Origin of the sequence: Sporosarcina sp. P29 (assembly GCF_002743265.1) — a bacterium.
Taxonomy (GTDB): Bacteria; Bacillota; Bacilli; order Bacillales_A; family Planococcaceae; genus Sporosarcina.
Map to the genome: position 1 here is coordinate 155,019 of NZ_PDYX01000005.1, position 25,039 is coordinate 180,057.

Annotated in this window: 22 protein-coding genes and 2 riboswitches; of the genes, 10 read left to right on the forward strand and 12 right to left on the reverse strand. The window is 42.6% G+C overall.

Going from position 1 to position 25,039, the window contains the following annotated elements; genetic code table 11:
• Positions 1-49: 49 nt before the first annotated feature.
• The 3 genes from bioB to CSV68_RS06825 form a co-directional block, all read right to left on the reverse strand.
• On the reverse strand, positions 50-1,051 hold the full coding sequence (gene bioB / locus CSV68_RS06815; protein ID WP_099661746.1) for a biotin synthase BioB: 1,002 nt from the start codon (positions 1,049-1,051) through the stop codon (positions 50-52).
• Positions 1,051-1,653: a biotin transporter BioY gene (locus tag CSV68_RS06820; protein WP_099661747.1), complete on the reverse strand. Its 603-nt coding sequence runs from the start codon at positions 1,651-1,653 to the stop codon at positions 1,051-1,053. The genes bioB and CSV68_RS06820 overlap by 1 nt, the downstream gene beginning before the upstream one ends.
• 128 nt (positions 1,654-1,781) lie before the next feature.
• A complete protein-coding gene (locus CSV68_RS06825; RefSeq protein ID WP_085132042.1) occupies positions 1,782-1,979 on the reverse strand; it encodes a hypothetical protein in 198 nt (65 codons plus the stop codon).
• Between the two features lie 164 nt (positions 1,980-2,143).
• Positions 2,144-2,255, forward strand: a riboswitch (SAM riboswitch).
• Positions 2,256-2,338: 83 nt separating this feature from the next.
• Between CSV68_RS06825 and CSV68_RS06830 the strand changes: the two genes are divergently transcribed.
• Positions 2,339-4,198 (forward strand): bifunctional homocysteine S-methyltransferase/methylenetetrahydrofolate reductase, encoded by a 1,860-nt coding sequence (locus CSV68_RS06830; RefSeq protein WP_099661748.1) that lies wholly within the window; start codon positions 2,339-2,341, stop codon positions 4,196-4,198.
• The gene (gene metH, locus CSV68_RS06835; protein WP_099661749.1) at positions 4,179-7,613 is read left to right on the forward strand and encodes a methionine synthase; all 3,435 of its coding nucleotides are present in this window, start codon (positions 4,179-4,181) and stop codon (positions 7,611-7,613) included. Before CSV68_RS06830 ends, metH begins: the two co-directional genes overlap by 20 nt.
• Positions 7,614-7,842: 229 nt before the next feature.
• Here the strand turns inward: metH and CSV68_RS17295 are convergent, their stop codons facing one another.
• Together CSV68_RS17295 and CSV68_RS06845 are read right to left on the reverse strand one after the other, a co-directional pair.
• The gene (locus tag CSV68_RS17295) at positions 7,843-8,211 is read right to left on the reverse strand and encodes a hypothetical protein (RefSeq protein WP_199175011.1); all 369 of its coding nucleotides are present in this window, start codon (positions 8,209-8,211) and stop codon (positions 7,843-7,845) included.
• A gap of 135 nt (positions 8,212-8,346) precedes the next feature.
• Positions 8,347-8,547: a hypothetical protein gene (locus CSV68_RS06845; RefSeq protein WP_099635518.1), complete on the reverse strand. Its 201-nt coding sequence runs from the start codon at positions 8,545-8,547 to the stop codon at positions 8,347-8,349.
• A 172-nt stretch (positions 8,548-8,719) separates the two neighbouring features.
• Between CSV68_RS06845 and CSV68_RS06850 the strand changes: the two genes are divergently transcribed.
• Positions 8,720-9,121: a thiol-disulfide oxidoreductase DCC family protein gene (locus tag CSV68_RS06850; protein ID WP_099661750.1), complete on the forward strand. Its 402-nt coding sequence runs from the start codon at positions 8,720-8,722 to the stop codon at positions 9,119-9,121.
• A gap of 103 nt (positions 9,122-9,224) precedes the next feature.
• Here CSV68_RS06850 and CSV68_RS06855 read toward each other — a convergent pair whose 3' ends face one another.
• Positions 9,225-9,581: a DUF779 domain-containing protein gene (locus CSV68_RS06855; RefSeq protein WP_099635520.1), complete on the reverse strand. Its 357-nt coding sequence runs from the start codon at positions 9,579-9,581 to the stop codon at positions 9,225-9,227.
• 42 nt (positions 9,582-9,623) lie between these two features.
• Positions 9,624-11,165 (reverse strand): aldehyde dehydrogenase, encoded by a 1,542-nt coding sequence (adh, locus tag CSV68_RS06860; RefSeq protein WP_099635521.1) that lies wholly within the window; start codon positions 11,163-11,165, stop codon positions 9,624-9,626.
• A gap of 290 nt (positions 11,166-11,455) precedes the next feature.
• Here adh and CSV68_RS06865 point away from each other — a divergent pair, with 290 nt between their 5' ends.
• Genes CSV68_RS06865 through CSV68_RS06875 form a run of 3 tightly spaced genes read left to right on the forward strand, consistent with a single transcriptional unit; the run spans position 11,456 to position 15,168 of the window.
• A complete protein-coding gene (locus tag CSV68_RS06865; RefSeq protein WP_099635522.1) occupies positions 11,456-12,550 on the forward strand; it encodes an endospore germination permease in 1,095 nt (364 codons plus the stop codon).
• A gap of 39 nt (positions 12,551-12,589) precedes the next feature.
• Entirely contained in the window at positions 12,590-14,029 is a 1,440-nt protein-coding gene (locus CSV68_RS06870) for a spore germination protein (protein WP_233190515.1), read from the forward strand.
• On the forward strand, positions 14,026-15,168 hold the full coding sequence (locus CSV68_RS06875; protein WP_099635524.1) for a Ger(x)C family spore germination protein: 1,143 nt from the start codon (positions 14,026-14,028) through the stop codon (positions 15,166-15,168). The genes CSV68_RS06870 and CSV68_RS06875 overlap by 4 nt, the downstream gene beginning before the upstream one ends.
• A 55-nt stretch (positions 15,169-15,223) precedes the next feature.
• On the opposite strand, the gene CSV68_RS06880 is transcribed toward CSV68_RS06875, so the two are convergent.
• On the reverse strand, positions 15,224-16,420 hold the full coding sequence (locus tag CSV68_RS06880) for a DUF3238 domain-containing protein (RefSeq protein ID WP_099661751.1): 1,197 nt from the start codon (positions 16,418-16,420) through the stop codon (positions 15,224-15,226).
• A 192-nt stretch (positions 16,421-16,612) separates the two neighbouring features.
• Positions 16,613-16,710: riboswitch (TPP riboswitch) on the forward strand.
• 62 nt (positions 16,711-16,772) lie between these two features.
• Here CSV68_RS06880 and thiM point away from each other — a divergent pair.
• Genes thiM through thiW form a run of 4 tightly spaced genes read left to right on the forward strand, consistent with a single transcriptional unit; the run spans position 16,773 to position 19,537 of the window.
• Positions 16,773-17,543, forward strand: a complete 771-nt coding sequence (gene thiM / locus CSV68_RS06885; protein WP_099635526.1) for a hydroxyethylthiazole kinase — start codon at positions 16,773-16,775, stop codon at positions 17,541-17,543.
• A 19-nt stretch (positions 17,544-17,562) separates the two neighbouring features.
• Positions 17,563-18,378 carry a bifunctional hydroxymethylpyrimidine kinase/phosphomethylpyrimidine kinase gene (gene thiD, locus CSV68_RS06890; protein WP_099635527.1) on the forward strand — a complete coding sequence of 272 codons (816 nt, stop codon included), beginning with the start codon at positions 17,563-17,565 and terminating at the stop codon, positions 18,376-18,378.
• Complete coding sequence (thiE, locus tag CSV68_RS06895; protein ID WP_099661752.1) at positions 18,378-19,037, forward strand: thiamine phosphate synthase; 660 nt, start codon at positions 18,378-18,380, stop codon at positions 19,035-19,037. The genes thiD and thiE overlap by 1 nt, the downstream gene beginning before the upstream one ends.
• An 11-nt stretch (positions 19,038-19,048) precedes the next feature.
• Complete coding sequence (thiW, locus tag CSV68_RS06900; protein WP_099635532.1) at positions 19,049-19,537, forward strand: energy coupling factor transporter S component ThiW; 489 nt, start codon at positions 19,049-19,051, stop codon at positions 19,535-19,537.
• Positions 19,538-19,696: 159 nt separating this feature from the next.
• On the opposite strand, the gene CSV68_RS06905 is transcribed toward thiW, so the two are convergent.
• From CSV68_RS06905 to desA, 4 genes are all read right to left on the reverse strand, one after another.
• A complete protein-coding gene (locus CSV68_RS06905; protein WP_099661756.1) occupies positions 19,697-20,992 on the reverse strand; it encodes a D-serine ammonia-lyase in 1,296 nt (431 codons plus the stop codon).
• 51 nt (positions 20,993-21,043) lie between these two features.
• Positions 21,044-21,655 carry a response regulator transcription factor gene (locus CSV68_RS06910; RefSeq protein ID WP_099635529.1) on the reverse strand — a complete coding sequence of 204 codons (612 nt, stop codon included), beginning with the start codon at positions 21,653-21,655 and terminating at the stop codon, positions 21,044-21,046.
• Positions 21,656-21,658: 3 nt separating this feature from the next.
• Positions 21,659-22,786, reverse strand: coding sequence for a sensor histidine kinase (locus tag CSV68_RS06915; RefSeq protein WP_099635530.1), 1,128 nt, complete (start codon positions 22,784-22,786; stop codon positions 21,659-21,661).
• A 114-nt stretch (positions 22,787-22,900) separates the two neighbouring features.
• Positions 22,901-23,947 carry a Delta(5) desaturase DesA gene (gene desA, locus CSV68_RS06920; RefSeq protein WP_099635531.1) on the reverse strand — a complete coding sequence of 349 codons (1,047 nt, stop codon included), beginning with the start codon at positions 23,945-23,947 and terminating at the stop codon, positions 22,901-22,903.
• Positions 23,948-25,039 lie beyond the last annotated feature (1,092 nt).

Sequence of the window (25,039 nt, forward strand, 5' to 3'; positions counted from 1 at the left end):
GCGGATTGTCTTCAGTCATAGTGTATACAAACTCTTTCTTCTTTTCTCTTTATATAGTGATAGGTTCTTTGCGCAACGGTTCGAGGTCGACTTCGAAGCCCATATCTTCAAGCATTTTTTGATCTTGATCATTTTCTTGACCAGCTGTTGTGAGATAATCGCCGACGAAGATAGAGTTTGCGGCGTAGAGGCCTAGTGGTTGAAGACTTCTAAGATTAACTTCACGTCCACCGGAGATGCGGATTTCTTTGCTAGGGTTGATATAGCGGAATAGACACAGGACTTTCAAACAGTAGCGTGGGTCCAGTTCTGATGTTCCTTCTAACGGTGTTCCATCCACCGCGTGCAGGAAGTTTACAGGTATGGAATCTGCGTCCAATTCGCGTAAGCTACGCGCCATAGAGATGATGTCTTGCTTTGTTTCACGCATGCCGACAATGACGCCTGAACATGGAGATATGCCTGCTTCTTTAGCCAATCCTACAGTGTTAACACGATCATCGTATGTATGCGATGTCGTTATACTTTCGTGATGCTCTGCGGATGTGTTTAAGTTGTGGTTGTAGCGATCTACTCCCGCCTCTTTCAAACGAGTTGCTTGTCCAGGTTTCAAAATACCTAAGCAAGCACATACCGTCATTCCTTTGTGTTTTTCTTTAATCTGTTTAACAGAGTCAATAACTATGTCCAGTTCACTTTCACGCGGTCCCCGTCCGCTCGCTACGATGCAATAGGTACCAGCTTTATTAGCAGCAGCACGTTCTGCACCTTCTAGTATTTCTTCCGATTTCATCATCGCATACTTTTCGACAGGCGCTTTTGAAATGATGGATTGTGCGCAATAACCACAGTTCTCCGGACATAATCCTGATTTCGTATTGATAATCATATTCAACTTTACTTTATTTCCGAAGTAATGCGATCGAATCGAGTATGTTGCGTGCAATAGTAATAGTAAATCCTCGTCTGGGCTATTCAATATTGCGAGTGCTTCCTCGTCAGTTACTTCATGCCCTTCCAGCACTTGAGTAGCTAGTTTTTGGTAATTCATTATAGTGTACGCCTCACTTTCAAGTGTTTTGACATTCTAAACGCGAATATGCCTGACAGTACAGCTAGAATTAGATCTTTTGGCAGCGGAGGCATCATCCATAACCATGCAATTTTGTAGGTAAACACGTCGGGTGCAGCAGCCCACATCTTGTACGCAACATACATCCAGCTCGTACCTAGTATGTAGTTGATTGCCGTAGCAACTAGTGCCGCGGTTATAAAAGCAGGCAGAGTCTTATTTCGCTCGACAATTTTTCCAGCTACATAAGCGATTAAAATAAAGGTGAGAATAAAGCCAAACGTCGGACTTAAGATTTGACCGAAACCGCCTGAAAATTTAGCGAAGACGGGTGCACCTGCTAGTCCTATTAACATATAGACCGTCATAGACAACGCACCTAGACGGCTACCAAGTAATAGTCCTGATAAGATCGCGAAAAACGTTTGCAATGTAATGGGTACCCCACCAACTACTAAAAATGGCACGAAGGATGTAATATTTGCTCCAATCATCATTAATGATGCAAACATCCCGCTGTATACAATAGTTAATGCACTGAACCTACTTACCGGTCGTCTCTCTGTCGCTATTGCCACCATGTCACCTCTTTTTATATTAGTTACCATAAAAATAATAACGGTTAACTCATAATACGTCAACACTATTTATTTTTAAGTTAACCTTAAAAAGTGAATAAAAAAAAGACTGCAGCACAAATGCTGACAGCCTACTTCTTTTCATCAATCTGTTCTTCTTTTTCTTTACGGAATAAAACGCTTGAGATTAAACCACTGAATATAGCAGCCGCAATTGTAATGTACACACGCATATCATAAGCAACTTCTTCATAACTGTTACCTATCATGATCCAAGCAAGTGTACCTACAAGAACAGCGATTGGAAATGAGTATTTAAAGAATCGCATAATTCCTCACCTTTTCGAGTTGTTTCTTTGATTTTAGCATATATACCACAATTTCTCTATGCACTAACCCTGCACTATGAACTTCACCAAACGTTCACTTGACGATATCTAACAAAGCCGCTATGATGTGGTTAGAATAATCTAAATAGTTGAATAAGAAACATATCTTATCAAGAGAAGCCGAGGGACTGGCCCGACGACGCTTCAGCAACCAGCCATTTTGGCAAGGTGCTACTTCCAGCAGTCTGTCAAATTGGCACTCTGAAAAGATGAGAGGGAACTAGTCATTGAGATTACAAAGCCTTCTAATACACTTGAAGGCTTTTTTTGATTAGAAAAAGCAAAGGGGAGATGGAGTTATGTCATTGCTAGAGAAACTACAAACGAACGTCTTAACGGCTGATGGTGCAATGGGGACGATTTTATATTCTTACGGAATTGATTATTGCTATGAAGAACTAAACATAGAGAAGCCTGAAATTATAGAGCAAATTCACCAAGACTACATCTCGGCCGGTGCAGATATCATACAAACGAATACTTACAGCGCTAATGCGAATAAATTAGCTCGCTACGGCTTAGAAAGTCATGTGACGGAATTCAATAAGGCCGCCATTCAAATCGCAAAACGCGCAGCCGCACCTGGGGGACAATTTGTTCTAGGAACAATTGGTGGCGTGCGCGGAATACGTAAAAGTGATGCTACATTGGATGAAATAGAAAAAGTCGTACTAGAACAAGCCAATGCATTATTGGCAGGTGATCCAGATGGTCTTCTACTAGAGACATATTACGACTTCGAGGAGTTATCATCTGTAGTTACCACGTTAAAGAAAATCACAGATGTTCCATTGATCGCACAAGTGTCTATGCATGATCCTGGCGTATTACAGAACGGACTTTCATTAAATGATGCACTTCATCAACTTGAATCGCTTGGAGCAGATATCGTAGGCGTTAACTGTCGCTTGGGCCCTTACCACACGATTCAAGCATTTGATAACGTAACATTACCTGAAAAAGCATTTTTATCGGCATATCCAAACGCCAGTCTATTAGATGTAGAAGACGGACGTATAGTCTATGAGTCAGAAGCAGAATACTTCGGACGCGCTGCTGTATTACTTCGCGATCAAGGTGTTCGGTTGATCGGTGGATGTTGCGGAACAACACCTAAGCATATTAAAGCAGCCAAAACACAGTTAGCGCGACTAGCACCTATCACAAAAAAAGTCGTGCAACCGACAAAACCTATCGTGATTCATGAAGCGGGACCTACAAAACATCAACCTCTTCACGAAAAAGCCAAAACAGAGCGAACGGTAATTGTAGAGCTAGATACACCTCGCCACTTGGAAACAGAAGAGTATATTAAGGGCGCAAATGTGTTATATGACGCAGGCGTTGACGCTATAACAATGGCAGATAATTCACTTGCCTCCCCTCGTATCAGCAACATGGCGATGGGCTCGATCGTTAAGATGCAACATAATATCCGCCCGCTTGTACATTTAACGTGCCGTGATCATAATCTTATCGGCTTACAATCACATTTGATGGGGCTCGATGCATTAGGCATTCACGATATCTTAGCCGTAACAGGCGATCCGACAAAAGTTGGCGACTTCCCTGGCGCTACAAGCGTCTACGATGTTTCCAGCATGGAGTTATTACAATTGATTAAGAAATTGAATGAAGGCATTTCATTCTCCGGTAAGCCATTACGCAAGAAGGCCAACTTCTCTATTTCAGCGGCTTTCAATCCGAACGTACGTGTAATCGATCGAGCTGTACAACGACTTGAGAAGAAAATTGAAGCGGGCGCAGACTATTTCATCACGCAGCCAGTTTACACAAAAGAAAAGATTATCGATGTATATGAAGCTACAAAACACTTGGATACACCAATCTTCATCGGTATCATGCCATTGACAAATATACGAAATGCAGAGTTCCTACATCACGAAGTGCCGGGCATCAAGCTTTCAGAAGATGTGTTGGAAAGGATGCGTGAATGTGGAGAAGACCGTGAAAGATCAACTCAAACAGGACTGGAAATCGCAAAAGAATTGATTGATACTGCAGCTCAGTATTTTAATGGGTTGTATCTCATCACACCATTCCTTCGTTACGATATGACATTAGAGTTGTATGAGTATATTAAGGAAATAGACCAGCAGAAGGAGAGGGAATTATCACATGCAGAGACATCCTATTGAAGAACAACTAGACAAACGAATCCTTATTATTGATGGCGCGATGGGGACGATGCTGCAAGCGGAAGATTTCTCAACGGAAGACTTTGGTGGAGAAGAATACGATGGATGTAACGAATACATGAGCGTTTTACGCCCAGACATTTTAGAGAAAATTCACGATGAGTACTTAGAAGCTGGTGCCGATATTATTTGTACGAATACATTTGGTGGTACCCCCCTTGTATTGAATGAATTTTCACTTGGTCATCGTGCGGATGAAATTAATGCAAAGTCTGTGGAAATTGCAAAAAAGAGTGCAGCAAAGTTCTCCACACCAGACTGGCCACGTTTTGTCGCAGGCGCGATCGGGCCTACGACAAAGACGCTTTCCGTTACTGGCGGCATTACATTTGATGAACTATCTCATGACTTCTACGTTCAAGCAAAGGCACTTGTCGAAGCAGGTAGTGACTTGATTCTAATGGAAACGAGTCAGGATATGCTGAACGTTAAAGCCGGAACGATCGGTATTAAAAAAGCGTTCGAAGAGCTTGGACGCGAAATCCCTATTATGATTTCAGGCACAATCGAACCTATGGGTACAACACTTGCAGGACAAAGTATTGAAGCATTCTATATTTCCATTGAACACGTTCAACCTCTTTCGGTTGGGTTGAACTGCGCAACAGGGCCTGAATTTATGACAGACCATTTACGCTCATTATCAGAATTAGCGACAGGCTATGTTACATGCTATCCAAACGCTGGATTGCCCGACGCAGAAGGACATTACCATGAATCACCCGAGTCCCTATCAAAAAAGCTCGTAGGCTTTGCCGAGAAAGGCTGGTTGAATATGGTTGGCGGGTGCTGCGGTACGACGCCCGACCATATTCGCGCAATTAGGGAAGCAGTGAAAGATCTAAAGCCCCGTCAAATGGCGGAGCCTCATGGCCATGCAGTTTCAGGTATTGAACCCTTACTCTATGACGATACTATGCGTCCTCTATTAATTGGTGAACGCACAAACGTTATTGGTTCGCGTAAATTCAAGCAGCTTATAGTAGAAGAGAAATTTGAAGAAGCTTCTGAAATCGCACGTGCACAAGTAAAACGCGGAGCGCACGTATTGGATATTTGTCTTGCGAATCCCGACCGCGATGAATTGCATGATATGACTCGGTTCATGCAAGAAGTAGTGAAGAAAGTTAAAGTCCCTCTAGTCATTGACTCGACAGATGAAAATGTTATTGCAGAAGCGCTGAAATTCTCACAAGGTAAAGCGATCATCAACTCCATTAACCTGGAAGATGGTGAAGAACGCTTTGACGCGGTACTTCCTTTAGTTAAAAAGTATGGAGCGGCTGTTGTGGTCGGAACGATTGATGAAATCGGAATGGCTATAACGAGAGAGCGTAAACTTGAAGTTGCGTTACGTTCATATGATTTACTCGTCAATAAATGGCAAATCCCACCTGAAGATATCATTTTTGATCCACTCGTCTTCCCTGTCGGCACAGGCGATGAGCAATACATCGGCTCTGCGGTAGAAACGATCGAAGGTATTCGGTTAATCAAAGAAAAACTTCCACGCACCCTAACGACTCTAGGTGTCAGTAACGTCTCGTTCGGACTACCTTCTGTTGGTCGTGAAGTATTAAATGCCGTGTACTTGTATCACTGTACACAAGCAGGTCTCGATTATGCGATTATAAATACAGAAAAACTTGAACGTTATGCTTCTATTCCAGAGGCTGAAGTAAAGCTGGCAGACGATTTACTGTTTTCCACAACGGATGACACACTGGCAGCATTCGCAGACTTTTATCGCGGTAAGAAAAAAGAGAAAACAGAAGATGATCTACCAAAAACTGTAGCTGAACGACTTGCATACTATATAGTCGAAGGTACAAAAGAAGGGTTAATTCCCGACTTGGATGCCGCTTTAAAAACATATGACGAACCTCTTGATATCATCAATGGTCCACTCATGACAGGGATGGCTGAAGTCGGCCGTCTATTCAATGATAATCAGCTAATCGTAGCAGAAGTTCTACAAAGCGCCGGAGTCATGAAAGCTTCCGTTTCCTATCTTGAGCAGTTCATGGAGAAAAAAGAAGATGATTCGGGTAAAGGTAAAATTATCCTAGCTACAGTTAAGGGCGATGTGCATGATATCGGGAAAAACTTAGTAGAAATCATATTAAGCAATAATGGATTTAAAGTAATCGATATCGGAATCAAAGTAACTCCCGCCGCTTTGATTGAAGTAATCCGTAAAGAAAAGCCAGATATTGTAGGACTGTCCGGATTACTCGTTAAGTCTGCACAACAAATGGTCTTGACTGCCCAAGACTTCAAGGCAGCGGGTATTGATACGCCTATAATGGTTGGCGGAGCAGCGTTGACAAGACGCTTCACCGAAACTAAAATTGCTTCTGAATATGATGGTCCAGTAATTTTCGCTAAAGATGCGATGCAAGGGCTTGATTTGGCAAACCGTCTACAAAGTGAAGGCAAAGAAGAACTACTTGAAGAATTAGTGCAAAGTATCGAAAAACGCGAAGCCAATGACGCGATTAAAGCAAGTCGCGGAGCTGTGGCAGTTGCGGTCAAGCCGCGTCCAGTAAAAACAGTACGCACCGATGTTCCAGTATTCGTACCGACAGATTTACGTAGACGTGTCGTAAAAGATTATTCTGTCGCCCACTTACATCCTTATGTAAATATGCGCACACTGATCGGTCACCACTTAGGCCTGCGTGGAAATGTCGATAAAATGCTTGAACGAAAAGATGAACGTGCAGTACAACTTCATGATATGGTCACCGAGTTCTTGAAGTCCGATAAAATGAAAGCTTCCGGCGTTTATCAATTCTTCCCTGCCCAAGCAGATGGCGATGACGTAATTATTTACGATCCGGAAGACTCGAAAACTGAAATCGAACGCTTCACGTTCCCACGTCAAGACAAGGAACCGTTCCTTTGCTTAGCTGACTACTTGAAAACAGTAGATAGTGGCGAGATGGACTACGTCGCTTTCATGCAAGTAACTGCCGGCAAAGGCGTTCGTGATTATGCGAACGAATTGAAAGCCGAAGGAAAGTTCCTAGAAAGCCATGCATTCCAGTCAACTGCTTTGGAACTCGCAGAAGGCTTTGCTGAACGGATTCACCAAGAAATTCGTGACCAATGGGGATTCCCTGATCCAACAGACTTCACCATGCTCGAACGTTTCGCAGCCAAATACCAAGGCCAACGATTCTCATTCGGCTACCCAGCATGTCCGAACCTAGAAGACCAAGCCAAACTCTTCCGCCTCATCAGACCCGAAGAGCACGGAGTTATTCTAACCGAAGAATTCATGATGGAACCAGAAGCATCCGTATCCGCAATGGTCTTCGCACACCCCGACGCGCGATACTTTAATGCATAACATTTAATGCTGAAAGCGCCGTATAGACTCGACAGGCGTTGGAGGAACTACCACAAAGGCGCCCTTTGCCTTTTTGGTAGTTCTGAAACGTCCCGAGAGTCTGGCGCTTGAAGCTGGATAACATTTAATGCTGAAAGCGCCGTATAGACTCGACAGGTGTTGAAAAAAATAAAACAATCCGCCAACTCTAAAATTCTAGAGTTGGCGGATTGTTCATATTAAAAAACGATTAGCGACATCTTCTACGGCGATGACAACCTTCGCCACCCCACATACCTCCAGATCCTGGTCCGAATCCTGGCCCTCTTCCTGGCATAATAGTAGATCCCATAACGTCTTCAGTAGTTTCTGTATAGTAGTGCTGTGGCACACCAACTACGTGGTGTCGATTCACATTCACGATCGGATGAATAAATGGCATTTCCTGTTTAGTGAAGCAATCGTTAAACCGATACTGTGGCGGGCAAAATACGGGTTGGAAACCTTGCTGTCCGCCTGGCATACCTTGATGACCATGCATTCCTTGATGATGAGGCTGTTGGTGTCCCCATCCTTGCTGGTGATGTCCGCCTGACATTCCACAATGTCCTTGATTCATTTCTCCACCTCCTTATACCCTATTACATGCGAGTAAATAAATTTGTTACGGGCTACCGACATAGGAAAGCCAAAAAAAAAGCAATGTCCTTTATCAATAGTGATAAAGGGCATTGCTTTATTTTTAATAGACTGTTTATAACTCACAGCTTCTAGGTGTAGAAGGCTTCTCAAAACCAAGACTATTTTCTATCGATTCCAATTTCTTTATAAGAATTTCACACTCATTTAATGCGCCATGGACCGGAGCACCTTCGCCTACCATATTCTCGGAACGTAAAAAGTCAGAGTCACGACGCAACTCCAGCTCAGCTGGATGGATGTATTGACGCTCCATACCTTTTCACCCTTTCTTCTATATATGATACACAAGACAGAACCAGCCTAGTCACCTTCTATTATATACGAACCATTAAAGATGTCAAACTATTCTGTTTACGTAGAGTGAGTGAAGTTCACGCTATGTGGGTATAGTACGATATCACGTATTTTTGAAGGAGAGAATATTTATGGAACGAAATAGAATTATACTATTTGATGGCGAATGTAACTTCTGTGACGCAAGCGTGCAATTTATTATTAAACGTGACCCTTACAAACACTTTTCATTCGCTTCGTTACAAGATGATGTAGGTAGAAAATTTCGTAAGGACTATCAAATTCCAGATAACGTAGATAGCTTAGTATTGATTGAAAATGGTAAAGCCTATACAAAGTCAGGCGCAGCTTTACGTATCGCAAAAAAATTGGATGGTTTATGGCACTTGGCATTTCTATTCATAGTCATTCCACCCGCAATCCGCGACATCGTCTATGACTACATTGCAACAAATCGATATAAATGGTTCGGCAAAAAGGAGTTATCTTGTATGTTGCCCTCACCTGAAGAACGGCAACGTTTTATCTCGTAAAGATTATATATATATTTACTTATAAAAAATGGACTGAAAACATACTCCGATGTTCCTGGAGTTGCTTTCAGTCCTAGCCTTCCTATTTAATGGAAGGCTTTTTTCATGGAGTTAATTCCTTATATTCTTCGTCAGTAAAGGCCCGGGATCTAGTCAGGAAACGTTTTCCTTCCACTCCTTCGAGCGAAAACATTCCACCACGCCCATCGACTACGTCAATAATTAGCTGTGTATGTTTCCAATACTCAAACTGACTTTTCATCATATAGAATGGCATGCCACCGATGTGCCCTAGCAACACATCTTGGTTACCGACAATTAAATCTCCATCTTCGTAACACATCGGGGAAGATCCATCACAGCAACCGCCGGACTGATGAAACATCAGAGGACCGTGCTTATCTTTTAACAACTCTATAAGAGCCAATGCTTCTTCTGTTGCGACTACTCGATCTGGCATAGGAACTCCTCCATTCACTGCGGATCCTCCAGACAGATTCGATCAAAAGAATCCTTGTTTACTTTCGTCGTAGCTAACTAGCATGTTCTTTGTCTGCTGATAATGCGCTAGCATCTGTAAGTGATTTTCACGGCCGATACCCGAAGCTTTATAGCCACCGAAAGCAGAGTGTGCCGGATATGCATGATAGCAGTTCGTCCATACGCGTCCTGCCTGAATCCCGCGACCGAAGCGGTACGCTGTATTCATATCACGCGTCCAGACACCTGAACCTAGTCCATACAATGTATCGTTCGCGATTTCTAGCGCTTCTTCTTTATCTTTAAATGTCGTTACTGCAACTACAGGACCGAAAATTTCTTCTTGGAAGATTCTCATCTTATTATGTCCTTTAAATACAGTCGGCTGCACATAATAACCTTCTGCAAGATCACCTTCGAGCTTATTTTGCTCTCCACCTGTCAGACATTCTGCACCTTCTTGCTTTCCGATATCTAGGTAAGAAAGAATCTTCTCTAGTTGCTCAGTCGATGCCTGGGCACCCATCATGACCGTTGGATCTAATGGATTTCCTGTCTTGATCGCTTTAACACGCTCAAGTGCACGTTCCATGAACTTATCGTAAATGGATTCCTGAATTAACGCACGAGATGGACACGTACAGACCTCTCCTTGGTTTAAGGCGAACATAACAAAACCTTCAACTGCTTTATCAAGGAACGCATCATCTTCCGCCATTACATCTTCGAAGAAAATGTTCGGGGATTTTCCGCCCAATTCTAAAGTAACCGGAATCAAGTTTTGTGAAGCATACTGCATGATTAGACGGCCTGTTGTCGTCTCTCCTGTGAAGGCAATCTTATTGATTCGCGGATTGGATGCTAGTGGTTTTCCTGCTTCCAGTCCGAAACCGTTGACTACGTTCAGAACACCTGCCGGCAGTAAGTCTTCGATCAATTCAACCAATACTAAAATAGACGCTGGTGTTTGCTCAGCTGGTTTTAGCACGACACAGTTTCCTGCGGCCAATGCCGGAGCAAGTTTCCATACTGCCATTAAAATAGGGAAGTTCCAAGGAATGATCTGCCCTACAACTCCTAGTGGCTCATGGAAATGGTAGGCTACAGTATCGTTGTCTATTTGACTGACTCCGCCTTCTTGCGCACGAATTGCAGAAGCAAAGTATCGGAAATGATCTACTGCAAGCGGAAGATCGGCATTTAATGTTTCACGTACAGCCTTTCCGTTATCCCATGTTTCAGCTACAGCTAGCATTTCTAAATTCTCTTCAATACGATCAGCAATCTTCAGCAAAATATTCGAACGTTCAGTGACTGATGTTTTTCCCCACGCATCTTTTGCTGCATGAGCTGCATCCAGAGCCAGTTCAATGTCTTCTTCTGTAGATCTCGCCACCTGAGTAAATACCTTACCTGTAACTGGCGTTGAGTTATCGAAATACTGGCCTTTTACTGGCGCCGTCCACTTGCCGCCGATGAAATTATCATAGCGTTCTTTGAACTGAACCTTTGAACCTTCTGTATTTGGATTTGCGTAAACTAGATTTTCTGAAGCTTGTACCATACTGCGTCACACTCCCTGTTCTCATTATTTTGCTTGTATCTCAGCGCAATCATTATGCACGCAAAGCTATTATACGAAACATAGTTTCACTTTATTCCTGATGCGTACGCTTTCATAAGCTATCTTTTATTCTAAACCATTTGGTAAGCGCTTTCAATCAAATAGTTTTATAGATCATACAAATCGTAGACTGTACTATTACGGTTCCATTTTAATTACTTATATAGATTATAAAACTGTACATTTTAGGTAAAGCTAAAGGAAACTACTTTAGTTAAGAAGGGGTTCCTATGAATCAAAAGAGCTCAATCAGCATTCTGCATGTCATATTTTTATCCATGACAGTTATTGGACTGAAAAATCATGTGACCATTATTCCTTCATTGCTGGAAGATGCACGTAGAGATGGATGGATATCAGTCATAATTGCGTTCCTTGCTATCTTTCCCTTTGTCTTTCTTTTTATCTATATCCATAAAAAGTCCGAACGGAAACATTTGACGAAGTGGCTAACTGAAACTGTCGGCAAGGTGCCATCAGCTGTCATCAGATATATGGTTGCAATTTTTCTGCTGATTTTGTCTACTTTTACAATGGTCGAGATGTTGGAGTGGATTGCCGCCACTTTTTTACCGAAAACTCCCCTATTTTTATTATTGCTAACATTTAGCGTCTTATGCGTTCTACTTGCGATGGCCAATTTACAATCCATAGTCACCGTCAATGCAATCGTGTTGTTTGGTGTAGTCATTTTCGGATTTTTCGTAGCGTTTACTAACTTGCAAGTGAAAGATTACAACATGTTAAAGCCTTTTTTAGAACACGGTGTACAACCTGTCCTCAAATCCGCTATCTATCCTGCGTCGGGATTTATAGAGCTATTATTGCTTCTCTTCATTCAGCATCGCGTGAAAAATCCGTTTCGTTGGTACCATTTCACGGTCATGATGCTCATTTTGCTCGGGCTGACAATCGGTCCCCTCGTTGGCGCTATTACGGAGTTCGGACCAAATGAAGCCGCGAAGCAACTTTATCCTGCTTATGAGGAATGGGGACTTGTCTCGATAGGTCGTTTTTTTGAACACTTAGACTTCCTTTCCATTTATCAATGGCTAACCGGTGCTTTTATCCGCATTGGTTTGCTACTCTTCATTGCAATTGATCTGTTAGGGATGACTGGTGATAAGAAGCGGATTTCAAAGATCATCTTGCCGGCCCTTTTCTTTATGAGCGTATCCTTACTTTTAGTGAGTGACCATGTGTTTCTTAAAATCAAAGGTGATTATGTTTTAACTGGCACATTTGTATTCTTGTTTCTACTAACATTCATTCTTGTCTTCGCCGCACAACGGTCGGGAAGGAAATCAAGAAAACAACCGAACTAATCTATTAGGAAATGGTGATATAGTATGAGAGCTCCTGATATGAACATTGATCTGGATTCACTACAGCAACTTTTTCTACATTCTGGTGATATACAGTTCCAGCCCTATACTTTTCAATCACATACAGTCTACTTCATCACATGCGATTCAATGTTCGATGCACAATTATTGAATGAAGTTGTGATTCCAAGTGTACGTGAATTATATGCTGACAATAAAGAAAGCATAAGTGTGCAAGTTCTTTGCTCTTCTTTATATATACCAAAACTTCAGATTCCAAAAACAGAAAAAGAACTAATTATGCTCGTGTATACGGGGCATGTGCTCGTGTATTTTGAAGATCTCCAATTAGTTGTGACCGGTAATATTGAAAGTAAACCAAATCGGTCACCTGAAGAAACACGTTTAGAAGTTCCGGTTAAAGGACCACGTGATAACTTCATTGAAGATATCTCAGTTAATATTGCACTCATTAGAAAACGCCTTCCTACCAATTCTTTATGCGTGGAAAAGTTTGAATTAGGCACACGGTCAAAAACTTCTGTAGCACTTATGTACTTCGATGATATTGCCAGTGAAGATACATTATATCAACTGCGGACACAGCTGGGCAAAGTGAATACGGATATTGTGTTCAGCGGTGATGCATTGATGGAGTTAGTGAATAAAAAATCCTTGCTCTTCCCCCGATCTGACTATACGGGACGACCTGACAATGCAATCCAGTCATTGGCGAGAGGTCGCTTCGTTATTCTAGTGGACGGCGTAACCTATGCCGTCATCACTCCGATCAGCTTGTTTTTATTAATGAAAACATCCGAGGATTTTGAATTTCCAAGTCTACAAAGTTCGGTACAACGACTGCTTCGTCTCGGCAGTTTATTAATTGGTTTACTGTTACCCGCTTTCTGGCTTGCACTCACCGCCTTTCATCAAGATCAGTTACCTATTCAATTGTTGGCAACCATCGTACAGGCAAACATAGGTTTACCTTTTCCTTCTATGTTTGAAATGTTATTGATGCTTAGCTTATTTGAGTTATTTCGAGAAGCGGGTCTACGTCTGCCAACTGTAATCGGAAGTACGATTGGAGTTGTAGGTGGATTGATTATTGGAGATGCGGCAATACGCGCAGGTTTAACAAGTCCCGCTATGATTGTCGTGATCGCCACTTCTACAATTGCGGCCTATACTTTAGTTAATCAATCACTCGTTACAGCTGTCAGTGCATTACGCGTGTTTTTTATTATACTTACCGGACTGATGGGTTTATTTGGTTTTTATGTGTCTTTATTTGCTACCCTTTTATATTTATCAACTATCCATACATTCGGGGTTCCTTATTTAAGTATTGCAACAGACATCAAGTGGACAAATATTAAAAAGACATTGCTCCGCCTACCTACTGAACAATACAATAAGCGACCTGACGTATTGCATCCAAAGGATAAAACACGCCAGAAAGGAACCGGAGAATGAAAAAAGCTGCGTTGTTCGCTACACTTTGTCTGACGTTATTCTTGGCGGGTTGCTGGGATATGAGAGAACCCGAGCGAATGCTGTATGTCAATGGCTTGGGCGTTGATTATATAGATAATCAATTTCACATATATCTACAGATTATCGACTTTGCCAATACACCAAAATCTGAACAACCCGTGAGTGACATACCTCAGGCAGAAGTAGGATTTGCCAAGGCCGATACATTTGATGATGCCCTTGCCCAGCTGTATCACTCCGTTGACCAGCAGGTATTTTGGGGACATGCTTCTTACATTGTTGTATCGGAAAAGGTGTTGGAGCATGGCAAATTAAATGCAGTCATTGACAGAATTACACGGTATCTAGAGACGCGCTATCAAATTTGGTTATATGCTACAAAGGATCCGGTGCAGGACGTGTTGCTGGTCCGCCCTGTTATTAACAAAGCACTTACCCTATCAAAACTTGGTGATCCAGACAATTCCTACGAACAAGAATCGTTTGTCTATCCTACGAATATACGTGAGCTGATTATCGGTTTGGACGAGCCGGGACACGAAGCGGCAATCCCTCTTATCAACGTAAAGGATAATTGGGAGTCTTCAAAAGAGTCCGTTGCAGCACCTGTTTTATCAGGCATTGCGTCCATTTCACGCCACAATTTCAAAGGATTTATTACGGGTTCTAGCGCAAGAGGATTGCAGTGGATGACGAAGAAAACTAAACGTGGTCGAATTTCTTTCAAAACAGAAAGAGATGATCATGTATCCATAATAGTCGATAAAGTAAATCCGACCATTACACCCATCAATAAAAACGGTGTGAAATTTAATGTGGAAGTAGATGTGGAAGCATCACTGAGTACAAAGGAAGGCTCCATTTCGATAAAAGAAATCCAGAAAAGATTAGAGGAAGAGATATCTAAACAAATTTTAGAGACATACAAAGAGGCTATAGAAAAAAACATTGACGTCTATCGATTTTCCGAACATTTATATAGACAGGAATTGAATACATGGAAGAAGTATGAACAAGACGGAGTAATTGAACTAACAGATGAGTCAATCGAAAAGTTGAATGTACGTGTCACAAAACTTAATTCTGATCGGAAAAGTTTTCAAGAAACCATCGACTAGTAAAGCCTAATTAAATGAACCGCCGCAGTCCATAGTGGACTGCGGCGGTTCATTGTTAATTACACGTCATATAGCGCCAATAATTATCTCCTAGCACACCCGTCAAATACGCCAACCCTTCACTTTCAGTACGATGCACCGAGCGCCAATCCTCGTCATCAAGCGCTAAATAAATCTCATGATGAGGCGCATCATTATGATAACCAACTAAGTCCAGGTTCCCATTCTGATCCAAATGAGCTTTCAATTCATAATGAATAGGTGGCGAAGCAGTTAGTGGGTTGCCCACGTCATGATTGATTGCAAAATGAACTTCTGTTGACTTCCCTTCTAACCGCTCTATTTCTATACCATCTACTGATGCATGGTCATGGCGTTTATACCGTTTCATATAATTCATACCAATTGTTGGTCCAGTTGCTTTCGTAAATTGCAGTGTGCTATCTCCTGCGACAAACTGTCCTTCTATATCCACACGGGTGCGGAAACTTTTCCCTTCCGGATTAAAGTCTCGATCATCCCCCGTAAAGTATGAAATAGGTGAAAAGAGATTTGGGTTCTTTATAATATCTTCCTTTAAAAACGTCGTATATCGGAACTTCCATTGCTTCACTTTATTTATTTTTTTTCTGTCAGCTATCGGTGTGAGTAATTGATCCCTTTGCTTTACACGCACAGAAAAGGTATAGACTTCTTCTGTTGGTTTATTATTCGGATTCGGGGGCATAATCACTTCATACACTTTTGATGCGATTGACTTACTGATATTCATTTTCTGATTGCTATCAATCAACGGGCATGTTGCCGACACACTGTAAACGACCGACTCCGAAGAACTTACCTCGCGATCAATAAAACGATTGTCAGCAATTGTTTCGAGGTATTGACCGTTACGGTAAATATCGAATTTCTCCACATCCTTAATCCACTCCCACGACAGAGCAATTTGTGAGGAGGCGGCAATCGTCGTGATCACCAGTCGTTGTAAAGGATGTTCATCTTCTTGTACCTCAGTCAGGGCAGATGTCTGGATAACAATTACATCACGAACCCGTCCTTCTTCTACTCGTTCCACTGTATACTGGAAAGGATGTGACGGGTCTAGTTGCCCATCCGTAAACTTCGGGGCCGTTCCTTCATATACTTGACGGTCATTTTTATAGACACGATAATAACCACCTGTGTCACTCCACGTAAACGATATATCATCCATTGAATGGTCCATTTGTTGAATTTCGAATAATTTCTCCATTTGCGATCTGCTCCCTTTTATCTATTTCATCTGAAACAGTTATACGCCTTCAGATAATTATGTAACATTCAGCATATAGTTATACCTCTTCCTCTATGCGCAATCGCTCATTTCCACGTACTTCCACCCCATTATCCCAGTATCATTTTAACCTTTTTCATGTATATGATATAATTAGCCTGTCTGATACATAGCAACCACTAGGGGTGCCATTGGCTGAGATGCAATTACGCAAACCCTTTGAACCTGATCTAGTACATACTAGCGGAGGAAAGTGGGTAGTTTTCATACCCAACCGCCCATCAATGCATGGGCTTTTTGTATATATACCTTTAAAGGGAGGAAGAGAAACATGCAGCTTATTCAACAACTTCGTCAAAAGCAACCGCTCGTTCATTGCATTACAAATTTTGTAGTTGCGAATTTCCAGGCAAATGGTTTACTAGCAATAGGCGCTTCTCCCGTTATGGCGGATGCAGTAGAGGAAGCAGAAGATATTGCAAAAATTGCCGCTTGCAGTATTTTAAATATCGGTACGTTAAAGCAACAAACAGTGGACGCAATGATTTTGGCCGGAAACAGTGCCCGTGCAGCAGGAAAACCTGTTGTACTAGACCCGGTTGGTGCAGGCGCCACCCCTTTTCGCAAAGCTAGCGTCCTGAAAGTACTGGACGAAGTAGATGTCACATTGATCCGCTGTAATACAGGGGAGCTTGCTGCGATTGCAGATGTACCCTGGACCGCTAAAGGCGTGGACGCAGGAGAAGGTTCTGCAGACATCGAAGATCTAGCGGAAAAGACTGCTCGTAAGTACAACTGTCTCGTAGCAGTATCAGGCGAAGTCGATATCGTCACGGACGGCCATTCCACATTGTCTATCACAGGCGGCCACCCTATGATGACTACCATAACCGGCACAGGATGTTTACTCAGTTCTGTCACAGGTGCTTTTCTCTCAGTAGGAATGGAACATCCTTTGGAAGCCGTTGCAGATGCACTTTTATTTTATAAACGAGCTGGTGAACAAACAGCGAAAATTTCCCGTGGTCCTGGAGACTTTGCTGTGAACTTCTTAAATATATTACATACATTGGATCGCGAATCGAAAACATCTTTAGCATAATAGACAGGAGGTTTTTCAATTGACAGTACAAGTAGCATTGACCATTGCGGGTTCGGATAGCGGAGGAGGTGCAGGAATTCAGGCCGACTTAAAGACATTCCAAGAGCTAGGTGTATTCGGAACGTCTGCGATCACTGCAGTGACTGCACAGAACACACATGGCGTTCACGGTGTATATCCGATACAGACCGACGGAGTCATAGCACAAATACGTGCAGTACTTGATGACTTTGATGTAAAAGCATGTAAAACCGGCATGCTATTTTCGGCAGAAATCATTACTGAAGTTGCTGCGCTATTAAAAGAATATCCTCCAATTCCTTTAGTTATTGACCCTGTCATGATTGCAAAGGGTGGACAATCTTTATTGCAACAACAGGCGATTCAAGCACTAAAAGAACATTTACTACCGCTGGCTACAATTGTTACACCGAATATTCCTGAAGCGGAAGTGCTGACTGGAATGAAAATACAGACAGACGAAGACATTCGGCAAGCTGCAACCGCTTTTATTCAGATGGGAGCGAAAGCCGTCGTGATGAAAGGCGGACACCGAAATGACGTGCTGGATGCAAAAGATTATTACGCAGACGCAGACGGTCAATCGTTCACTGTGACAACACCTTGGATTCAAACGAAAGATACACATGGAACTGGATGCACATTTGCAGCAGCTTTGACGAGTTTTCTAGCGAGAGGCTTTTCGTTGCCGGATGCAGTCGCTGAAGCAAAGCAGTTCATACAGGCTGCGATTGAACATGGTTTAAAGATTGGTTCAGGGCACGGACCGACAAATCACTGGGCATACGGTGAGCTAAAAAAGGAGATGCACTGATGCGAACTATGGAAGTGAGGAAAGCATTAGGCTTATATTTTGTAATGGGCACACCAAACTCGGGTAGTCAGGATCCGTTAGCAATAGTGGAAGCAGCTCTGCGCGGTGGTATCACATGTTTTCAGTTGCGTGAAAAAGGATCGAATGCACTTGAAGGCGAAGCTTTGCTCGGATTCGCCAAGAAGTGTCAGGCACTTTGCAGACTGTACCGCGTTCCTTTCATCATCAATGACGATGTGGATCTAGCATTGGCAATTAATGCAGACGGAGTTCATGTTGGACAAGATGACGAACAGGCAGACAGTGTGCGTCGGCGAATCGGTCCGGATAAATGGCTTGGAGTTTCTACCCACAACGCAAAAGAAGTACAACTGGCACAATCAATTGGTGCGGATTATATAGGACTGGGTCCGATCTATCCGACTTCGACCAAACTCGATGCTTCAGCCGTTGTAGGTACCGTTTTGGTAGAAGAAATCCATACTGCGTTTCCTAACATGCCGCTAGTTGCTATAGGTGGCATTACACTGGCTACTACTAGCTCCATTATCCAAGCTGGGGCAGATGGTGTAGCTGTTGTTTCCGCAATTGCATCGGCGAAAGATCCACAGTATGCAGCAAGCGATTTATTAAAAACCATTCACTCCTTTTTGAAATGAATGATGTCCACATGAATACACGCAAAATGATATTCATGACCATGTTTGTCGCAATCGCAGTTGCCGGCTCCGCGTTCGTTTCATTTCCTGCTGGTATCGCCAGGGCTTATCCCATACAGCATGCTGTAAATGTCATAGTGGCAATTGTAATGGGTCCGGGGGCCGCTGTCATAGTGGCGTTTATGACAGGACTCGTACGCGTACTGACCGGAACTGGTTCACTGCTCGCATTTCCAGGTGGTATGATCGGTGCATTTTTAGCCGGCATATTCTATCAGCGTTTCAAAAGGAATTGGAGTGCGGGTATTGGGGAGATAATCGGCACCGGTTTGATAGCACCTTTGTTTGCGGTACCTTATGCAAAAATATTGATGGGTACAACCGTAACGGCTTTCTTCTTCCTCCCCCCTTTTCTGGTATCGACAGTGAGCGGGACAATTATCGGTCTATTATTAGCTCCAAGACTTTTGAGATTGAAGCTATTTAAAGATTTACAGTAAGACTATGAAGTGTGGCAGAAATTAATAGTAAGGGCGGATTTTCACTTCACAACGCCTTCCGTGATATCTAGGCGCTTCTAAATTACACACTCAAAAAACAAGATCCGCAGAGACTAATGTCTGCGGATCTTTTGTCGATTTCCCAGGAAATAGCGTATATTATTTCATCATATAATTATAATAGTCCTTCATTTCGTCTTCAGGCACCATATTTCCGCCTGTTCCCCATACGAGGTGTGTCGTATCTTTGGAGTCCGCTAATGGTAATTTAGACTGAATAACTTGTACTGGCCCTGTCATACCAGCCAGTGCTGAAGGTTCTAGCCAAATATCTTCGCTGTCCGCTAGCTTTTTCAGTAGCGTGAATAATGTCTGATCTTCTACCGTATAGCATCCTGTCAGGAAAGGTTCCATCGTTTTCCCGACAAATGCTGAAGCTGTGCCGACTGCTAATCCATCAGCCGCAGTTTTATTGTCCAGGCCAAAGTCTGTAACCGAGACTTGATCGTGCATTCCTGTCATCATTCCAATCATCATGCACGGTGAGTGTGTCGGTTCAGCGAAAAAGCAATGGACATGATCGCCTAATGCTAGTTTTAATCCGAACGCCACACCGCCAGGTCCACCGCCTACGCCGCAAGGTAAATAGACGAATAGTGGATGCGCTTCATCGACAGCAATATTCTGCTCTTTCAATTGCGCTGCTACACGCTCCCCCGCCACGGCATATCCCATGAATAAATCCGTAGAGTTTTCATCGTCCACAAAGTGACAAGACGGATCAGCCTCTGCCTGGCGCCGACCTTCTTCTACTGCCTTACTGTAATCATCTATATACTCCACTACGTGAACGCCTTTTGAACGTAGTAAATCTTTTTTCCACTGTTTAGCATCGGCTGACATATGCACCGTTACATCGAAGCCAAGTTTTGCACTCATAATGCCAATACTCAATCCTAGATTACCAGTCGAGCCTACAGCTATTTTGTGCTTTGCAAACAATGCACGGAATGTTGGTGAATCGAATTGGCTATAATCCATTGTGTGATCCAGCAACTCATTATCTAATGCAAGTGTCTCTGCGTGTTTCAGCACCTCATAAATTCCACCACGCGCCTTGATTGAGCCGGAGATTGGTAACGCATTATCTTGCTTTAATAAAAGCCTGCCTGGAATATCAATAGCGTATGCCGTTTCAAGTTCTTGCTTCATCTTTGGAATTGGTGTTAATGGAGATTCGATAATACCTTGATTCGTTTCAGGAAAAACTTTTGCCAAATAGGGAGCAAATTTTTCTAGGCGATGACTAGCGTCTGTTATATCGTCTTTTGATAAACGCGTCTTCAACAGGCCAGCTTTTACTGATTCAATAGAAGGGTTACACCATAATACTTCCTTCTTCTCTACCACGCTTTGTAATAAGGGTAGCTTTACAAGCCACTCACTTTGCGTCATTTTATTCACTCACTAACCACTCCCTATTATGAATGTATGCCCGTGCAGATTTCATTCGAACCAGCCTTTTTCATTAAATAACGTAATTGCTTCAATACGATTACGCACACCAAGTTTATCCAGAATCGTGGAGACATAGTTACGGACAGTGCCGGGTGATAAAAACAGTTCAGCCGCAATCTGTTTCGTAGTCTTCCCCTCGGATACCAATTTAAGTACTTGAACTTCTCGCTCGGTCAATGGATTCTTCTCTTCTTCTTTCATTTCAAATGCCATATCGATTAATTCTGGTGCATAAATTCGGCGACCTTCAATTATAGAATGAATCGATTTCACCAGTTCTTCGATCGGATTGTCTTTCAGCAAATAGCCACGAACTCCCGCATTACGTGCTCGTTCAAAATAACCCGCCCTCGCAAACGTCGTTAGAATAATAATTTGGCATTCTATATCCTGGAGTTCTTCCGCTGCATCTAAGCCGGTTTTAATCGGCATTTCAATATCCATTATACAAATATCCGGCCGAAGACTTTTAACCAAGTCCACGGCTTCTTGACCATTCTTAGCCTTGCCTACTACTTCCATATCTTCTTCCAGGTTCAACAACGACCCTAGTGCACCGAGCAGCATTCCTTGGTCTTCTGCAATTACAATGCGGATCATACGTTACCCCTCCTTTATTTGCTTTAGAACAGCAGGTACCACGATTTTTATTTGAGTTCCACCGTCACTTTTAATGGACAGTTTACCATTGACGAACTCTAACCGTTCCTTCATGCCATCAAGCCCATTTCCCGGTAAATTTAAACCATTTTGCGCGATACCAATACCGTTATCTTTTATTTTAATTACAAATGCCTTTTCTGTCTGTTCAAATATGATACAGCACCGCTTTGCATAACTATGTCTCGCTACGTTATTGATTGCTTCTTTCATACACATGACAAGTACATTTTCTACAATAGGAGATACGTCGGGGAAATTCGGATTTCCTTCTACATCTAAATCGATTTCCGCCGCATTCAACAATTGTTGGACGCGCACCAGCTCATCTTTAAGCTTCACACGCCGCATCCCACTGACAAGAACCCGGACTTCTTTTAATGCCGTACTAGAAATTTGACGTATATCTTGAATCTCTGCTTTGGCAGACTCGATATCTCGATCCATTAATCGAGAAGCCAAATCACTTTTTAAACCAATCATAGATAACTTTTGCCCAAGCGTGTCATGGAGATCCCGTGCAATACGCTCACGCTCTTGAATGATCATCAGTTCGGATATCCGCTCCCTTGCAATCTCCAACTGATCTTGAAGTAAGTCTCGTTTTTGACGATTGTACAAATTGAAAGGCAATAATACTACACCAATAACGGTGATAATAACAAAGTGGATTTGCGGTAAAAATAATTCAATCTCAAGAAAGAACCCCGCAACAATCGCCGCGATTAAGATCGCAATATGCAATCCATAAATAATAAAAAAGCCTACTGGTCTTCGTATATTTCCAATAGAGAACGCAATGAACAGTGATAGATATACATATCCAAACAACAAGGTCATCACGACCGAAATGACAATTTCAAAACTGATCCACATATACATAAGACCGCTTTTGGACTTGGCGGAAAAATAATAAGAAAGGAAAAATAACACTAATAATATGATGCCTATTGTTAAATTAAATGAAGATGCACTTCGTAAAATAAAAAAGAAAGGTAAAATACAAAATACAACCCAAGCATAAATACTGAGCCAGGGGCTTTTAGGAAAAATACTATACCAACTATACATCAGTTCTCATCGCCGTCCTTTTCATCCCATTGTAACAAATATTGTCTCTGCTAGCTCTTTTGATATATGGACAAAATAAAAAGGCGGAGAAGGATTGCCCCTTCTCTCGCCATTTTATGATAAATGTGTGCGTTTTGGTTTTAAATCAATCGACAATTTATCTCTTAATGAGTATTGTTTTGCTTCTTTAAATGTAATGAATTTTTTATTGTTTGGATCATACAAGCGATAACGCAATGATTCAAAACTATTCTTCAATGTAATCGTTGTAGCTTTTTGCAATGGCGGAGTTAATTCATGCGCCATTTCTAAGTTATAGTTTGGTACACGTGGTGCTAAGTGGTGTACATGGTGGAATCCGATATTACCTGTTGCCCACTGAAGAGCACGTGGCAATTGATAGTACGAACTTCCTTCTACTGCCGCTTTAACATAATCCCAGTCAGATTCCTCTTCAAAATAAGAATCTTCAAATGTATGTTGGATGTAGAACAACCAAATACCAAGGGCACCAGCTGTGAACATCATAGTACCTTGAATCAACAAGAATGCTTTCCAGCCAATAGCTAGGATTAGTACTGTATAGACTGCAACTAAAATAACGTTGATTAGATACGTATTCATGCGCTCTTTCTTACGCGCGTCTTTACGGTTAAAACGACCTGCGATCAGTACCAAGTATAAAGGTCCAAATCCAAACAAGACAATAGGGTTACGGTAAACACGATAGCTAAAACGCTCGAACTTCGAAGCATTTTGGTATTCTTCAACCGTCATGACCCAGATGTCTCCAACACCGCGTTTGTCTAGGTTTGAACTAGTTGCGTGGTGAATCGAGTGCTCTCTTTTCCATTTTTCATATGGGAATAATGTCAAGACGCCAGTGATTGTTCCTACAATGCTATTCGCTTTTTTATTGCGGAAGAATGAACCGTGCGTGCAGTCATGGAAGATGATGAATGTACGAACTACGAAGAACGCTGCAACGATGGACAACGCAACCGTTAATGTGACCGACACACTCAAGCTTTGGTAAGCCAGGAACCATAGGATAAATATTGGTGGAATTGTATTGATCATCTGAATGATACTCTTTTTCAAATCAGACTTCGCGAAAGGCGCGACGTCTTTATGCAGTTGCTTCGTTTGCTCTTTACTCATGTTTGAATTTCCCTCCTATTGGGTTTGCTAGTACATTAAGAATAACTTGTATGCGGCGGGAGGGGTAGACATAGATGTCATGACTTTGAGATGACAAATGTCATGTGTTTTGGGACAAGTAGTCCTATTACAATATGCGTTGTGAGAGATACGTTGAGTTAGGTCATTGCTCAACTTAGTTGGTGGACAGTGAAGTTAGTGCGTGCCTGTACTGCTGTGTGGTAGTTATTTTGGTTGTAGTTCTGAGAATGATAAATTGCGTACAGTACCCAACCTGGAAACGCGGTTAGCGGAAAGACTAGGCGGCTGCCGGTCTTTGGCACTTTTGTTGGGGGGCGTTGCTCGACTGGCTGTTGGGAACTGAAGTTAGCGAGTGTCTGCTTTTTGGACCCGCGCAGGCACGTGGGCTCCAGCCAGGAGCCAGCTGGCGGTGGTGGTGCCAGTTGACTCCTGGCCACGGCCTACCCCGCAGTTGTGCCGGCGCTACTAAGTAGTGTTTATTTTGGTTTTGGTTCTAAGAATGATAAATTGCGTAACTTACCCAACCTACAAACACGATTGACGGAAAGACTAGGCGGCTACGAGTCTTTGTCACTTTTGTTGGGGGCATTGCTCGACTGTTTGTTGGATACTGAAGTTAGTGAGTGTCTACTTTCTGGACCCGCGCAGGCACTTGGGGGATTGCCTACAGCCATGAGCCAGCTGGCAAAGTGCCGCCAGTTGTCTCATGGCCACGGCCTACCCCGCAGTTGTGCCTGCGCTACTAAGTGGTATTTATTCTAGTTGTGGTTCTTATAGGAAGAAGATTAGTGACATCGTGATATCTATTATGTATTTCTTGCAAAAGAAGTGTAGGAACTGCCATTCACACTATCCAACGAAGGCGACTGCTGTGGTAGGCGTAGCGAGGAGACAAAGACAGGCCTTGTCTATGGCTCCTCGCGAAAGCCATCCGCCAGCGCCGTAGTGGGGACAATGGACTCGCCACTTACACTGTCAGCTAAACCACAACCTCCTGGATTAAACAGGAACAGAAAAAGCACGTGCAAGAACCACAACTCAGTGCCGCTTATTACGTACTTTAAACAGAAA

Excerpts from the sequence above, each read along its gene's own strand:
- bioB (WP_099661746.1), bottom strand. The coding sequence starts at position 1,051 with ATGAATTACCAAAAACTAGCTACTCAAGTGCTGGAAGGGCATGAAGTA.
- CSV68_RS06820 (WP_099661747.1), bottom strand. The coding sequence starts at position 1,653 with ATGGTGGCAATAGCGACAGAGAGACGACCGGTAAGTAGGTTCAGTGCA.
- CSV68_RS06825 (WP_085132042.1), bottom strand. The coding sequence starts at position 1,979 with ATGCGATTCTTTAAATACTCATTTCCAATCGCTGTTCTTGTAGGTACA.
- CSV68_RS06830 (WP_099661748.1), top strand. The coding sequence starts at position 2,339 with ATGTCATTGCTAGAGAAACTACAAACGAACGTCTTAACGGCTGATGGT.
- metH (WP_099661749.1), top strand. The coding sequence starts at position 4,179 with ATGCAGAGACATCCTATTGAAGAACAACTAGACAAACGAATCCTTATT.
- CSV68_RS17295 (WP_199175011.1), bottom strand. The coding sequence starts at position 8,211 with ATGAATCAAGGACATTGTGGAATGTCAGGCGGACATCACCAGCAAGGA.
- CSV68_RS06845 (WP_099635518.1), bottom strand. The coding sequence starts at position 8,547 with ATGGAGCGTCAATACATCCATCCAGCTGAGCTGGAGTTGCGTCGTGAC.
- CSV68_RS06850 (WP_099661750.1), top strand. The coding sequence starts at position 8,720 with ATGGAACGAAATAGAATTATACTATTTGATGGCGAATGTAACTTCTGT.
- CSV68_RS06855 (WP_099635520.1), bottom strand. The coding sequence starts at position 9,581 with ATGCCAGATCGAGTAGTCGCAACAGAAGAAGCATTGGCTCTTATAGAG.
- adh (WP_099635521.1), bottom strand. The coding sequence starts at position 11,165 with ATGGTACAAGCTTCAGAAAATCTAGTTTACGCAAATCCAAATACAGAA.
- CSV68_RS06865 (WP_099635522.1), top strand. The coding sequence starts at position 11,456 with ATGAATCAAAAGAGCTCAATCAGCATTCTGCATGTCATATTTTTATCC.
- CSV68_RS06870 (WP_233190515.1), top strand. The coding sequence starts at position 12,590 with ATGAACATTGATCTGGATTCACTACAGCAACTTTTTCTACATTCTGGT.
- CSV68_RS06875 (WP_099635524.1), top strand. The coding sequence starts at position 14,026 with ATGAAAAAAGCTGCGTTGTTCGCTACACTTTGTCTGACGTTATTCTTG.
- CSV68_RS06880 (WP_099661751.1), bottom strand. The coding sequence starts at position 16,420 with ATGGAGAAATTATTCGAAATTCAACAAATGGACCATTCAATGGATGAT.
- thiM (WP_099635526.1), top strand. The coding sequence starts at position 16,773 with ATGCAGCTTATTCAACAACTTCGTCAAAAGCAACCGCTCGTTCATTGC.
- thiE (WP_099661752.1), top strand. The coding sequence starts at position 18,378 with ATGCGAACTATGGAAGTGAGGAAAGCATTAGGCTTATATTTTGTAATG.
- thiW (WP_099635532.1), top strand. The coding sequence starts at position 19,049 with ATGAATACACGCAAAATGATATTCATGACCATGTTTGTCGCAATCGCA.
- CSV68_RS06905 (WP_099661756.1), bottom strand. The coding sequence starts at position 20,992 with ATGACGCAAAGTGAGTGGCTTGTAAAGCTACCCTTATTACAAAGCGTG.
- CSV68_RS06910 (WP_099635529.1), bottom strand. The coding sequence starts at position 21,655 with ATGATCCGCATTGTAATTGCAGAAGACCAAGGAATGCTGCTCGGTGCA.
- CSV68_RS06915 (WP_099635530.1), bottom strand. The coding sequence starts at position 22,786 with ATGTATAGTTGGTATAGTATTTTTCCTAAAAGCCCCTGGCTCAGTATT.
- desA (WP_099635531.1), bottom strand. The coding sequence starts at position 23,947 with ATGAGTAAAGAGCAAACGAAGCAACTGCATAAAGACGTCGCGCCTTTC.